The following is a 14,042-nucleotide window of genomic DNA, read 5'->3' as shown; positions in this document are numbered from 1 at the left end:
GATGTCAGAAAATCTATTAAATTTAGTAAAAACAATTAGAAATAGAAAGAATAAGGATGAAGATAAATCTTATACTTCGTCATTATTATCAGGTGGCCTGTCAAAATGCATAGATAAAATGGAAGAAGAATTTGATGAGCTTAAAGAGGCCCTAAATGATAAATCTAATATAGTTCATGAAGCAGCAGATACAATTTATCATATACTGGTTGCACTTGAGGCAGCTGATATTAAGTTTGAAGACGTTTTAAAAGAGTTGGAAGATAGAAAAAAACAGTCAGGCATTGAAGAAAAGAATAACAGATAATGAGTTACGACAAAAATAATATTTTCGCAAAGATTTTAAGAAAAGAAATTCCTTGTAAAAAAATATTTGAAAATGAACATGTTCTTTCTTTTCATGATATAAATCCTCAAAAAAAAATACATGCACTAGTTATTCCAAAAGGTGAGTACATTGATTTAGATGATTTTAATAATAGAGCCTCAGATCAAGAGATAGTTGCATTAAGCAAAGCTATTACAGAAGTTTCAAAAATATTAAGTATATCAACAGACACAGGTAAAGGTTATAGAGCTTTAACAAATTTAAGTGAAGATGGCGGTCAAGAGGTTCTACATTTACACTTCCATTTATTTGGAGGAGAAAAAGTTGGAAAAATGGTTGAGTGACAGAAAAAATTTATCGAAGTTATTTAGAGATAAGATCTCTAGATGAATTAAAAGAAGTTAAGAGGCCTGCAGAGAATTACTCCGTAGAGCTTTTAGACCCAAAAGATTTCCAATTGAATAAATTTTTTTACAAATCTATTGGTAAGAATTGCCAATGGATTGATAGACTTATTTGGACAGACTTAAATTGGACAGATTATGTTTCTAATGATCATTTATTTACATACATTCTTAAAGATAAAAGTGAAATAGCTGGTTATTTTGAATTGCTATTTAACAAACAAAATAAAGAAGCCGAAATTGCTTATTTTGGAATTTTGGAAGAATATTTTGGAAAAAAATTAGGAGGATATTTATTAAGTGAGGCAATTAAGCGTTCATTTAATATGGGTAGTGTAAGAGTTTGGGTTCACACTTGTTCTCTAGATCACAAAAATGCGTTAAAAAATTACCTAGCTAGAGGTATGAAAAATTTTAAGTCTGAAACTTTAATTAGATGATTAATTATATTCAGGTAATTTAAAAATCTTTTCATCTATCTCTTGGTTTTTTTTAACAGAAGAAATAAATGTTATTGATAAATTTTGATAAATATCTTCAGTTTGCCATCCAATTAAATTTAAATCTTTCTTATCAAAAAAAATATTAATTTCATTATTATTCTCAAAAATTTTAAAATTTAAATACTTATTATCAATATCTCTTGGCTCAAGTTCTTCTATTTTAGAAATTAGATATTCTTTATCTAGTAAAAATTCTAAAGGAGTTTTGTTAAGTGGATAACGATAATAACTTCCTTTATTATTAGTCTCAATAACTAAAGAACGTCCATTTGAAACTAAAATTTTTTTATTAGCATTATTGTATACACAAAAAATTTTTTTAGGATATTCAATGATACATTTTCCAGCTTCACTCTTATCATTAATGGTTTGTTTGAAATTAAAACTTAGATTTTTAGTAAGTTTCATTTGTGAAATTATCTTATCTTTTGGGGATGAGTTTGCTGGAAGATAAAAACTGAAAAACAATAAGATGATTATTACTTTAAGCATTAAAGCACATCTCTTTTACCAACATGATTAGCTTTACTCACAACCCCGTCAGCTTCCATCATATCAATAATTCTTGCAGCTCTATTATACCCTATTTGTAATTTTCTTTGTAAAAACGAGGTAGATGCTTTGCCCTCAGATCTAATAATATCAAGTGCAGCCTGGTACAACTCATCTTTATCCCCTGAGCCAGAAGCTTCTCCACTCAATTCTTTCTCGTCAGCGAAATTTAGGATTTCATCTATATAATCTGGCTCTGCTTGACTTCTTAAATAATTGTTAACTTTTTCAATTTCACTTTCTGACACAAATGGAGCATGAATTCTAACTATTCGGTTAGCAGAAGACATATAAAGCATATCTCCCTTTCCAAGTAATTGTTCGGCACCCTGTTCACCTAAAATTGTTCTGCTATCTATCTTTGAAGTTACTTGAAAAGATATTCTTGTTGGAAAATTTGCTTTAATAGTTCCTGTAATAACATCAACACTTGGTCTTTGTGTGGCCATTATAATATGGATCCCAGCTGCTCTTGCCATTTGTGATAATTTTTGAATATAATTTTCTATCTCTTTTCCAGCCACAAGCATTAGGTCAGACATTTCATCTACTACAACAACAATATAGGGCATAGCCAAAGTGTGCTTAGCATTGTAGCCATCAATATTACGGACTCCTTCTTTGGTCATAAGTCGGTATCTATTTTCCATCTCTTTAACAACCCAACCTAAGACAGAAGCAGCTTTTTTTGCCTCAGTAATTACAGGACATAATAAGTGAGGTATGCCCTCATAGGTTGATAGTTCAAGCATTTTAGGATCGATTAGTATGAACTTACATTTGTCTGGTGTGTGCCTGTAGAGTAAAGACAAGATAATAGTATTTATGCAAACAGATTTACCTGATCCAGTAGTTCCAGCAATTAATAGGTGAGGCATAGAAGCTAAGTCTCCAACAATAGGAACACCAGAAATGTTCTTACCAAGTGCAATTGGTAACCTGATATCTTTTTTATTAAAATCAGAGTTAGAGAGTATTTCACTTAAATAAACATTCTCACGGCTTGAATTTGGAAGCTCTATACCGATAGTACTACGTCCTGGAATAGTAGCAATTCTTGCAGATTCAGAGCTAGTGTTTCGAGCAATGTCATCTGAGAGATTAATAATTTTTGATACTTTAACACCGGCTGCTGGCTCAAATTCATTTAGAGTTACTACAGGGCCATGACTAACCTTCTTTATATCCCCACTAACCCCAAAATCTAATAAGATTTTTTCTAAAAATTTACTATCAATATAATCTTCGTCTTTTAGTTTTCCCCTATCTTTTTGTGTTGGGATTTTAAGTAAGTCGATAGTAGGTAGTTTGAAGCGAATTTTTTTACTAGGAGATTTATTTTCACTTTTTATAAAAGGTAAATCTTCTTGAATTAAATTTGTAATTTCTTCTTGTGGTATAAACTCGCTAATTATTTCATTTTCATTAGTATAACTTTTTTCTTTTTTTATAAAGATAAATTTAAAAAATTTTTTTATAATTTTATAAAAATAACTAATTTTAAAATGGATACTAATTAAAAATAAAATTGAAATAATTAAAATTAAAAAGTAATAAGAAATTTGAGAATTAATATTAATTAAAGAAGTTAAAAAAGTTGTTTCTAAATATTTTCCAATAAAACCTCCATTTCCATTAATATAAAGGTTGAATGCTGTAGGGTAAAAAAAAGAAAAAAATAGAGAACCAAATGAAGAATAAAGAACTGAATAAAAAATACTTTCAAATATCAAAAAAATTTTCTTATTCAGAGTTATATTTATGCCAGAAAATATGAGTGTAAATGGAGTCAATAAAGCAATGAGTCCAAAAGTTTGAAAAAAAAGATCAGCTATGTAACTTCCCTTAAAGCCAAGTAAGTTTTTAATCTCAGTATTGTCTGGAAAAATAAAATTAGGGTCGTCAGGAGAAAAGGTTGCAAGAGAAATCAGCAAAAGAAGACCAATTACAACAAGAGCAATACCAATAATTTCAATAATTCTATTTATACCGAAGTTAATTGAAGTGCTGGCTAATTTTTTAAATTCCATAAATAAATGAGTCTAATTAATCACTTTGTATCATCTAATTTTTATTGTTAAAATTAAAAAATATTATGAATGTATGCATTATAGGAGAAGGATTAACGAGTCTAGCTTTAGCTAAAAATCTTATAAATAAAAAAATAAATGTTCATATTTATTATAAAACTAAAATTCAAAAAAAAATAACTAGTAGAACTATTGGTATATCAAAAAATAACTTAGAATTTTTTAAAAAAGAAATTTTTGAAATCACCAAAATAAATTATTGGAAAATAAAAAAAATAGAAATTTATTCACAAAAAATTAAAAATGAAAATATCTTTAATTTTAATAATGAAAAAGATGATTTATTTTATATGGTTAAAAATGAGAGACTTTATGAATTGTTAAAAAAAGAAGTTTTAAAAAGTAAGTTTATTAAAAGAATAGCAATCAATAAAAAATTAAATGAGAAAAATCTTAATAAAAAAAATTATGATTTGATAATAAATAGTGACCCAAATAATTTTATTGCAAAGAAATATTTTACAAAAAAGATAGAAAAAAATTATTTTAATTTAGCCTACACAGCAATTTTTAAACATAAAAAAATAGAAAATAATACTGCAGTTCAGGTATTTACGGAGTTCGGTCCTATTGCATTTTTACCTATTTCAAGTAATGAAACTTCAGTCGTATGTTCGTTGGATACAAAAAGTAAAAGATTCTCAAACTCTGAAATAGTAGAATTGATTAATAAGAATAATCCCAAATATGTAATAAATAAAATTTTTGGTATTAATAGTTTTAAATTAAGTTCATCTATTTTAAGAAATTATTATCAAAAAAATATTTTAGCTTTTGGGGATATGCTTCACAGAATTCATCCCTTGGCTGGGCAGGGTTTCAATATGATTATTAGAGATATAAAAATTTTATCTGAAATTATTCAAAATAAAATTGATTTAGGTTTACATCTAGATATTTCAATTTTAAGAGATTTTGAAAATCAAGCTAAAAATAAAAATTTTATGTTTTCAAATGGAATCGATTTTATTTATGAATTTTTTAGTTTAGAAAAAAAATTAAAAATTAAAAACTTAACTAAAATTCTTAAAGTAGTTGGTAAAAATAATAATTTTAATAATCTATTGATTAAAATTGCAGATAGGGGAATAAATCTATAATTTATTGAATGGTTGAATTATCAAAGTTATCATAATTATAAGTATTTAAAATTTCTGCAATTTTATTTTTTCTATTTTCTAAATCTTGGCTTTCCAGTAATATTTGTTTTTCTTCTAATGAAAAAGGAGAGGCCATTGCAAGAGCATTAATTGTTTCATTTAAATCTTGTTTTTCAAGTGATTTCCAATTGATTATATATCCTTTTTTTTCAAATAATGTTTTTAAGTCTTTAAAAATTAATTCAAGATCAGAAAATTTTAATTCTTTTTTTTCAATTTGTAAATCATCAGAAAAATCATCAAAAGTAACTTTACATTGACGATAAGTCTTATCTGTCTCAATTTCTTTAATTATTTTAAATCGAGTTATTCCATTTAGGTCAATTAAATATCTGCCATCAACCTTTTCAAAATTGGAAATCTTTCCTAAACAACCAACCTCATATAAATCGAACTTATCAGTATTTTTTTTTTGTTTTGGTTGAATTAAACCAATTAATTTATTAGTTTCCATACTATCTTTGACCATATCTAAGTACCTTGGTTCAAATATATTTAAAGGAACAGATGTTTTCGGAAAAAGTATAAAGTTTGATAATGGAAAAACAGGAATAATATTTGGCAGTTTATTCATTTATGTTTAATAGTATTTAAATAAGGTGTTTGCAACAATGAATAATCAAGATGTTAAAATAAAAAAAGCTTTTGAATTGTTTAATAATAAAAAATTTGAAGACTCTAAACTTATATTTTTAGATCTTATCAAAAATCAGCAATTCGATAAAAAAATATATTATATGCTTTATGAAATATATTTACAATTAAATGATAACAAAAATGCTAAAAAGTACTTAATAAGTTTTTTAAAATTTGATAATAAAAATTATGTTGCATTAAATCAGTTAGCAAATTTATACCTAAAAGAGGGTACCATTAAATTAGCAGAAGAAAATTATATAAAAGCTATAAATCTAAAAAAGGATTATTTAATAGCAATTACAAATCTAGCTGTTCTTTATCAAGGAATAGGAGATAAGGATAATGCAGAAAAGTATTATTTAGAAGGAATTAATCTATCACCTTACGATTTATCTATTTATTACAATTTAAGTAGAGTTAGTCTAAATTTAATAAATGATAAAAAAATTGAATTTATATCTAAAGTTCTTAAAAAAAAAAAATTAGAACCCTTTAATATGGCGGCTGGTTTTTTTTTATTAGCAGAAGATAATAAAAGAAAAAAAAATATTGAAGAAGAAATTAAAAGCTTAAAGTTGGCACACAAATATGCTTTTGAAGACAAAATAAATACTAATCAACAATCAAAAAATTATTGGTTTAACATTATACCAAAAAATTATAAAAATATTAACTTTCAATTTGAGAAAGATATTAATGAAAATTTAAAAAATTTAGAACCTATTTTTATTGTTGGACTTCCAAGATCAGGCTCAACAGTCGTAGAGGCGATCTTATCTTCAGGAAAAAAAAAAATTTCAAATCTTGGCGAAACTAATTTGATTAATTGGTCAGTTATTACCACCCCAAATAAAACAATGTCATTGCTGAATGCTAAATTAATTTGTAATAAACTTGAAATGAAATTAGATAATTTAGGAGTGTCTAATTTAAAAGATAATATTTTTATAGAAAAATCATTAGAAAATTTTTTTTATATTGAGTTAATTTTGAAAATTTTTCCTAAAGCTAAATTTATTAATACATATAGAAATGTATCAGATAATGTTTTTGCTATTTTTCAGCAGTTTTTATCAAAAATATCTTGGTCTCATTCTTTAGAAGATATTTTAGAGTATACAAACAATTATTTAACAGTAATCAATTTCTTTAAAAAAAAATATCCAAATAAAATACTTTCAGTAAAGCTTGAAGATTTGACTAGCAATAGAGAAGAATTAGCAAAAAATATTTATAAATTTTGTGGATTAGAATGGGATAAAAAAGCATTAGAGTTTTATAAAAGAAAAGATCTATTTTCTTCTACTGCAAGCAATCTTCAAATTAGAAATGGACTACATAACCATGATAAAAATAAGTATAAGCCGTATTATTACTTACTAAAAAATTTTAAAGATAAGTATGAATGGCTTAATCAATAATTAATTATTGCTTGAATTATAAAAAACGTCTATTTATAATATTTTATAAGCGGGTCTAGCTCATTGGTAGAGCGAATCGTTGCCAACGATTAGGTAGAGGGTTCGATTCCCTTGACCCGCTCCAAAATTTTAAAACATATTAATCAATGAGTGATTTACTTAATAAGAAATGTGTACCATGTGAGGGTGGAATTTTACCTTTTGATATTAGTGAAATTCATAAATATCAAAAAAAAGTTGATGGTTGGGATGTTAAAAAAAATACAAAAGAAATATATTTTTTAGAGAAAAATTTTATTTTTAAGAATTTTGTTAATAGTCAAAATTTTATAAATAAAGTTGGTGAAATATCGGAAAATGAAAATCATCATCCAGATATTTCTTTTGGTTGGGGATATGCTAAAATTGTAATTACTACTCACGCGATTGAAGGACTGTCAGAAAATGATTTTATTTTGGCAGCTAAAATTGATCAAATTTTTAATGTCTAAAATGTCTTGTTTTGGAGAAAACTAAAATAGTACTAGTTTGGTTTGCAAATTTTATTATCTCTTTATCTCTAATTGATCCAGAAGGCTGTATTACAGCTGAAACTCCTGATTGTACTAATTTTTCAATCCCATCAACAAATGGAAAAAATGCATCAGAGGCTGCCACAACATCTTCTTTTAAGTTTTGGAATTTATTCATTTTATCTATAGCAATTTGACAGCTATCAAGTCTACTAGGTTGCCCTGAGCCAATACCAACGGTTGCCTCTTGACTTGCAAGAACAATTGCATTTGATTTTACATATCTACAAACATTAAATGCAAAAATTAAATTTTTTAATTGAGATTTATTTGGTCTTAGTTTTGAAACAACTTTGAAATCTTTAGGTTCAAAAACTTTTAAATCCTCAGATTGTGTTAATATAGATTCATTTACAGAACTAAATCTTATTAAATCTTTCATCATAAATTCTGATGCATCAATAATTCTTATATTTTTTTTCTTTTTTAAAATTTTTAAAGCATCAGCTTGAAAACCATTAGCAATGATAACCTCTAAGAAAATTTTATTAAGCTCCAATGCTAGAGTTTTATTTATTTTGAAATTACAAGAAACTATTCCTCCAAAAGCGCTAACCGGATCAGAAGCAAGAGCCAATTTATAACTTTTCAAACTATTTTTATTAATTGAAACACCACAAGGATTAGCGTGTTTAACTATAACGGTTCCGGAGTTTTTTGGTAAAGATTTTGATATTGTTAATGCAGAAAAAATATCATTATAATTATTATAACTTAACTGCTTACCATGAATTTGTTTAATATTAAGATTTTGAGTTTTAGAATAAATTGCAGCTTCCTGATGTGGATTTTCACCATACCTTAATTTTTCAATTAAATTTCCATAAATAATTTTTTTTTTGGGAAAATTGTTTTTTTTAATTTTATTAAAATAGTTAGAAATTACAGCATCATAATAAGCTGTTTCAGAAAAGGCCTCTAAAGACATCTTTTCTCTAAATTCAATAGATGTTGATCCTTTATTATTTTCCAATTCATTAATTAAGGTTTCATATTGATCTGAGGATGTAATAACAGTAACATCGTTATAGTTTTTGGCAGCTGCCCTAACCATAGTGGGACCTCCAACATCAATATTCTCTATTATTTTTGAATGATTGGTTGTTCGATCTAAAGTTTTTTCAAAAGGATAAAAGTTAACAATAACAAGGTCAATTTCATCATATTGATTAGCTTTTAGTTCTTTAGTGTGAGATTTGTCGTTTCTTTTACTTAATATACCAGCATGAATTTTTGGGTGTAATGTTTTAACTCTTCCACCAAGAATTTCTGGTGAACCAGTATACTCTGAAACTTCTTGGCATTTAAATTTAAGTTTCTTTATTTCTTTAAAGGTGCCTCCAGAGCTAATTAATTCAATTTTGTATTTCGCTAAAACTTTTAAAAGACTGCCTAAATCTTTTTTATCAGATACTGAAATAAGAGCTTTTTTTATTTTTTTCATTATAATTTTGTGATTTCCCATCTTATAGTTTGATTTTCTTCATTAGTCATTCCTGAAATAAATATATTTTGATTATTTGTAAAAGAATTTTTTTCTCCAAAATATAACCCTTCTTCAATATTTATCTTAGAATTTTCTGAGCTAAATTTCCAACCTTCTCCATCAAGATCAATAAGTATTGATTTTTCATCTTGGGTTTTCATTAATCGAATATTTGGCTCCAAGTGAAATCTAATATCAAATTTTAAGTTTTTAATACCTTTGTTAGAAATAATTTTATCATAGCCAATGAATTTTAATTGTTCTGGGTAAAATTCTATTTCTCGATCATGAACAATACCATGTGGTTTTAAATAGCCATCATGAGAAGCATTAATTTTCCAATAATTTTTTTCAAATACTACTTTTTTTTTTAATATTCTTAATTCTTGATTAATTTTAGATTTTTTACCTCTTATTTTGCTAAAATTACAAGAGGACTTGTCATCTAAAATTAGTGTGCTATGGACTGCGCTTGACTTAGATATTTCATTTAATTGATGATCAATTTTTTGAAAATAACCACAATTACTAATTAATTTTTTACTATTTGATATAATCTCAAAAGATAAAGCACCAGCTTGATAATCTGAAGATAATTTTTTATTTGGGCTCGATCCAACATCCATTATTAAAGAATTTTTTTTACTATTAAGGACCACATAGCCACCCAGCTCATTATTTTGATTTTTAAAATTGTATCCAAGTCTTTTTAAATAAAGGTCAAAATTATGATTATTTGTTTTATGATTACCATTAAAGAGAAAATCTATTTTATTGTTTTGCCAAATAAAAGCGTAAGCCTGACCTAAATAATATATATTTTCATTTATAAAATCTGGTATTTCATTTTGAGATTCTTTGAACCATTCCCTAATTAATATAAAATATTTTAAGTAAAAACTTAACTGTCTAATATTCCTTGATTTTGGAAAGCCATCATTATCCAATGAATATTTGGCTAATTTTTTTAGTAAACTTAACCCAGTATTTAAATAATTATTATTTTGAGGGTACGATAGACCAGTTAAAATGATAGCTGTACACCCTATAATTTTATTATCGATTAATTCAGAGGTTTCAATTTCATTAATAAGGTGATTGATCTGCTTCTTTATAATGCCGTTAAACTTGTCTTTATAATCTAAATTACCATCTTCATAAGTAAGCCTAGAATTTGAAATCCAAGCTATTATTCTTTTTCCAATTATATCAATCTTCCAATTTTTAGAGTTGTATCTGTCATTTGTATTAATCCATTGATTAATGACATTTTGAGTATCTTTTTTTGAAGATCTAAGATCTAGGCTAAATAGCCAAAAAAAACTGTTTAAATTTTGTTGGTCTTTTTCTTTTAAATTTGGGTTATCCCAAATTTCATTTAACGAATAATTTTCTATGTTAATCTTTTTTTTATCGTATTTTATAAGGCCATCTAATAAGTTAGGGCTTGGCTGATATTCGAGTAACTCAATAGAAGAGGGTGTAATTTTTTTATTATATAGATAGGAGTTTAAATAAAAGTGACGAATTTTTTTTTTAATAAGTCTAAATGAATTGTTTAAAATCATTATTCTAACTTGATTTTAAAAGGTCTATATTTTTTTTTATATCTCCATTGTTATTTTTAAATATAGTTGTCCCAGAAACTAAAATATTTGCACCAGCTTCTATTGCTAGTTTATTATTGTCAAAATTGATCCCACCATCAATCTCGATATCAAAATCTATATTCTTTTGATCTCTTATTTTTTTTAATTCTTTAATTTTTTCTAAAACTTCTGGCATAAACTTTTGTCCTCCAAATCCAGGGTTTACACTCATAATTAGAACTAAATCTATCTCATTTAATAAGTCAGTTATTAAATTAATTTTACTTTCTGGATTTAAAGAAACCCCTACTTTTTTTCCTAAACTTTTAATATGGTCAATAGAGACTGCTAAATTTTCAGTTGCTTCTGGGTGTATAGTAATAATATCTGCACCTGCATCTGCATAATCTTTGATATACTTATGCACGGGTGAAATCATTAAATGAACATCAAATGGTAGTTTTGTGAATTTTCTTAATGATTTTATGATAGGTGGACCCATGGTTAAATTAGGAACAAAATGACCATCCATCACATCCACATGGATCATATCTGCACCACCTTCTTCAAGTCTTTTTATTTCATTTCCTAATTGACTAAAGTCAGCAGATAAAATTGAAGGGGATATTTGTATTTTTTTCATTGATTGCCAGCTCTACTAGTATCAATTTTTAAAATTTAATTGAATTAAATAATTGATAAATTTGTTTAGAAATTTCACTTTCTAGAGGAAATGATAACATTCCCATTACAGAATAACCTAAGACCCATGGCATAAAGTAAAATCTAATCATATAAAAGAACCATGCTACATATAATGGAACCAGAGGTCCTATAATGAAAGAAGGGGTTATTGGTTTAAAAATTTTTATTAGTGGATCGGTATATTTGACAAAAATTTTCATAAAAAAGAATTCTGAGTCTTCTTTTTGAAAAATATTCATCGCAACTCTTCCTATTAAAGTCCACATAATCATACCAAATAAGTAATCTATAAAATAAATTAAGGGATGGAAGTTTGCTGACATTTAATGACTTATATTAGAAATGAGATTAAATTAAAAGGGGCGAAATTAATCGCCCCTTAAAATTAAAGTTTATTAGTTCTACTTACCAGTAACAGTTTTACCACTTGGTATACGAACTTCATCAACCATTTTTTGAATTGCTTTATCTGGTTCTTGAGTCATTAAACTCACTACAACCATTGAAACAAAACTAACAGCTGCTCCGAAGATACCAAATGTTAGTTGAGTAAGTCCTAAGAACCCACTTCCACCATTTCTTACCCATACAAGGTACCAAATAGCAGAACCAAGACCTAAAACCATACCAGCAACAGCACCTTCTCTATTAGCTCTCTTCCACCATACACCAAGTACAAGTGGGAAGAACAATCCAGACATCGCAAAGTCAAAAGCCCAGATTACTGAACCTAAGATACCTTGGATCTCCATTGCCGCAATAGTTGCTCCAGCAAAACCAATTATTACAAGTAATACCCTTGCAACAAGAAGTCTTTTTGCAGTCTCTGCTTTTGGATCAATCATTTTGTAATAAACGTCATGAGAGATCGCATTTGCAATTGCTAGAATCAAACCATCAGCTGTTGACATGGCAGCAGCCATACCTCCAGCAGCAACCAGTCCTGAGATTACATATGGTAATCCAGCTATTTCTGGTGTTGCCAACACAACCGCTTTACCACCCATGAAAAACTCGTTTAACTCAAGAGTTCCATTGCCGTTAAAGTCACTGATGAACATCAAGTTTGCTTGATTCCAGTTTTGGAACCAATCTATTGATTGAACTTCAGCAAATGATTTACCAATAATACCTGTTGGTAGTGTTGGATCGATCAACGATAGTTTAGATAGTGTTGCTAACATTGGTGCAGAAGAATACAGAAGGAAGATAAAGAATAACGACCAACCAACTGATTTTCTAGCTGCTTTTACACTTGGAGTAGTAAAGTATCTCATCATCACGTGCGGTAATGAAGCTGTTCCCATCATCATCGCCAATGCTAATGAAATAAATGCCCAAGGCGTTGCATTTACTGCAGAGTGTGCTTTAGTTATTCCAGCTAACCCTTTAGGTACCGTTGCTAGATCAGCAGCAGAGTTTTTTACAAAACCAAACTGTTGTTCTAACTCACCAATTCTAGCTACTTCATCAGCTAACATAAAGTGAGGGAAGAAACCTGCACCCATTTTGTTACTGATCCAAAAAATTGGAAGCAAGTAAGCTATAATTAGTACGATATATTGTGCAACCTGTGTCCAAGTTACCGCTCTCATACCCCCTAACATTGAACAAAGTAAAATACTTATTAGTCCAATATATACAGCGTATTTAAAGTCGATATCTAGAGCAACAGATGCAATAGTACCTGTAGCGTTTATCTGTGCAGTCACATACGTAAATGAAGCAACAGTTAAAACTATTACCGCACATAGTCTCGCTAAATTACCACCGTATCTTGTACCTACAAAATCTGGAACTGTGTAACAGCCAAATTTTCTTAAGTATGGTGCTAATAAAGTTGCAACTAATATGTAACCACCAGTCCAACCGACAAGTAGAGCCATATATCCATAGCCTTTGAAGTAAATACCACCTGCCATTGCAACGAATGAGGCACCAGACATCCAGTCTGCTGCTGTCGCCATTCCATTGAATACAGTGGGCACTTGTCTTCCAGCCACGTAATATGCGTCTGCTTGAGCTGTTCTTGATAGATAACCGATCAATGCATAGATGAATATTGTAAAGGCTACAAAAGCAACACCTATTGCTTTAGCAGTCATACCCATCTGCTCACCAATTGCCATTAAGATTATGAAACCTATAAAACCTCCTGTATAGATTCCGTAAACTTTTGGCAAATTGTCTATAAATTTACCTTTAATCATTATTGATCTCCCCTTTCGTTGAAGCCAAATTCTTCATCGATTTTCTCTTGCCTATTAGCAAACCAGAAACATAAAATTACAAAAATTCCAAGAGATCCTTGACATGTAAACCAGTATGTCCATGGATAACCGAAAGGTCCTGTAACCTCATTCATTTCAGCTGCAAAAAGGAAGATGCCGATTGAGAAAACAAACCAAATAGCCAGTGTTACGAATAACAATGATCTAGTCTTTTCCCAGTGTTTTGTTGCGTTTGACATTTATACCTCTCTATTTTTAGTTATAACTACCCTAAACCATAACCATTCTGTAAGTTTTTAAAAGACTTAAAATTGTTCATATTAGGTGCTTATTTACTTACCTTTTTAAGGTATAATGACCAT

Annotated in this window: 15 protein-coding genes and 1 tRNA gene; 7 read left to right on the top strand and 9 right to left on the bottom strand. The window is 27.9% G+C overall.

All coding sequences use genetic code 11. From position 1 onward, the window contains the following. The first annotated feature begins 1 nt into the window (after window position 1). From hisE to AC5SLT_RS06660, 3 genes are read left to right on the top strand one after another with little or no spacing between them, the layout of a single operon-like run. Window positions 2-307, top strand: a complete 306-nt coding sequence (hisE, locus tag AC5SLT_RS06670) for a phosphoribosyl-ATP diphosphatase (protein WP_271767312.1) — start codon at window positions 2-4, stop codon at window positions 305-307. Continuing rightward, on the top strand, window positions 307-672 hold the full coding sequence (locus AC5SLT_RS06665; RefSeq protein ID WP_494591806.1) for an HIT domain-containing protein: 366 nt from the start codon (window positions 307-309) through the stop codon (window positions 670-672). The genes hisE and AC5SLT_RS06665 overlap by 1 nt, the downstream gene beginning before the upstream one ends. Further along, window positions 669-1,172, top strand: coding sequence for a GNAT family N-acetyltransferase (locus AC5SLT_RS06660; protein WP_271767308.1), 504 nt, complete (start codon window positions 669-671; stop codon window positions 1,170-1,172). Before AC5SLT_RS06665 ends, AC5SLT_RS06660 begins: the two co-directional genes overlap by 4 nt. On the opposite strand, the gene AC5SLT_RS06655 is transcribed toward AC5SLT_RS06660, so the two are convergent. Then, window positions 1,173-1,727, bottom strand: a complete 555-nt coding sequence (locus tag AC5SLT_RS06655) for a LolA family protein (protein WP_494591804.1) — start codon at window positions 1,725-1,727, stop codon at window positions 1,173-1,175. Then, window positions 1,727-3,817 (bottom strand): FtsK/SpoIIIE family DNA translocase, encoded by a 2,091-nt coding sequence (locus AC5SLT_RS06650; protein WP_494591803.1) that lies wholly within the window; start codon window positions 3,815-3,817, stop codon window positions 1,727-1,729. Before AC5SLT_RS06650 ends, AC5SLT_RS06655 begins: the two co-directional genes overlap by 1 nt. Before the next feature lie 65 nt (window positions 3,818-3,882). Between AC5SLT_RS06650 and AC5SLT_RS06645 the strand changes: the two genes are divergently transcribed. Beyond that, window positions 3,883-4,977 carry an FAD-dependent monooxygenase gene (locus tag AC5SLT_RS06645; protein ID WP_494591801.1) on the top strand — a complete coding sequence of 365 codons (1,095 nt, stop codon included), beginning with the start codon at window positions 3,883-3,885 and terminating at the stop codon, window positions 4,975-4,977. A gap of 1 nt (window position 4,978) precedes the next feature. Here AC5SLT_RS06645 and AC5SLT_RS06640 read toward each other — a convergent pair whose 3' ends face one another. Next, window positions 4,979-5,611 (bottom strand): LON peptidase substrate-binding domain-containing protein, encoded by a 633-nt coding sequence (locus AC5SLT_RS06640; protein ID WP_271766961.1) that lies wholly within the window; start codon window positions 5,609-5,611, stop codon window positions 4,979-4,981. A gap of 37 nt (window positions 5,612-5,648) precedes the next feature. Between AC5SLT_RS06640 and AC5SLT_RS06635 the strand changes: the two genes are divergently transcribed. The 3 genes from AC5SLT_RS06635 (at window position 5,649) to AC5SLT_RS06625 (ending at window position 7,588) form a co-directional block, all read left to right on the top strand. Further along, window positions 5,649-7,097 carry a tetratricopeptide repeat-containing sulfotransferase family protein gene (locus tag AC5SLT_RS06635; RefSeq protein ID WP_494591798.1) on the top strand — a complete coding sequence of 483 codons (1,449 nt, stop codon included), beginning with the start codon at window positions 5,649-5,651 and terminating at the stop codon, window positions 7,095-7,097. Window positions 7,098-7,146: 49 nt separating this feature from the next. Further along, window positions 7,147-7,221 (top strand) — tRNA-Gly (locus AC5SLT_RS06630). Window positions 7,222-7,243: 22 nt separating this feature from the next. Next, window positions 7,244-7,588, top strand: a complete 345-nt coding sequence (locus AC5SLT_RS06625) for a 4a-hydroxytetrahydrobiopterin dehydratase (RefSeq protein WP_271623099.1) — start codon at window positions 7,244-7,246, stop codon at window positions 7,586-7,588. Here AC5SLT_RS06625 and purH read toward each other — a convergent pair. From purH to AC5SLT_RS06595, 6 genes are all read right to left on the bottom strand, one after another. Beyond that, window positions 7,578-9,134: a bifunctional phosphoribosylaminoimidazolecarboxamide formyltransferase/IMP cyclohydrolase gene (gene purH, locus AC5SLT_RS06620; protein WP_494591796.1), complete on the bottom strand. Its 1,557-nt coding sequence runs from the start codon at window positions 9,132-9,134 to the stop codon at window positions 7,578-7,580. The genes AC5SLT_RS06625 and purH overlap by 11 nt on opposite strands. After that, window positions 9,113-10,723: a heparinase II/III family protein gene (locus AC5SLT_RS06615; RefSeq protein ID WP_494591794.1), complete on the bottom strand. Its 1,611-nt coding sequence runs from the start codon at window positions 10,721-10,723 to the stop codon at window positions 9,113-9,115. The genes purH and AC5SLT_RS06615 overlap by 22 nt, the downstream gene beginning before the upstream one ends. 4 nt (window positions 10,724-10,727) lie before the next feature. Next, complete coding sequence (gene rpe, locus AC5SLT_RS06610) at window positions 10,728-11,387, bottom strand: ribulose-phosphate 3-epimerase (protein WP_018413669.1); 660 nt, start codon at window positions 11,385-11,387, stop codon at window positions 10,728-10,730. A gap of 28 nt (window positions 11,388-11,415) precedes the next feature. Further along, complete coding sequence (locus AC5SLT_RS06605) at window positions 11,416-11,772, bottom strand: hypothetical protein (protein WP_006997590.1); 357 nt, start codon at window positions 11,770-11,772, stop codon at window positions 11,416-11,418. A gap of 78 nt (window positions 11,773-11,850) precedes the next feature. Further along, window positions 11,851-13,659 carry a sodium:solute symporter family protein gene (locus tag AC5SLT_RS06600; protein WP_271616271.1) on the bottom strand — a complete coding sequence of 603 codons (1,809 nt, stop codon included), beginning with the start codon at window positions 13,657-13,659 and terminating at the stop codon, window positions 11,851-11,853. Continuing rightward, window positions 13,659-13,919 (bottom strand): DUF4212 domain-containing protein, encoded by a 261-nt coding sequence (locus AC5SLT_RS06595; protein WP_006997592.1) that lies wholly within the window; start codon window positions 13,917-13,919, stop codon window positions 13,659-13,661. The genes AC5SLT_RS06600 and AC5SLT_RS06595 overlap by 1 nt, the downstream gene beginning before the upstream one ends. Window positions 13,920-14,042: the final 123 nt, after the last annotated feature.

Source organism: Candidatus Pelagibacter sp. PS_11 (assembly GCF_059417975.1).
The sequence above is the reverse complement of the archived record's forward strand: the minus strand, read 5'-3'. Positions and strand labels throughout refer to the sequence as shown.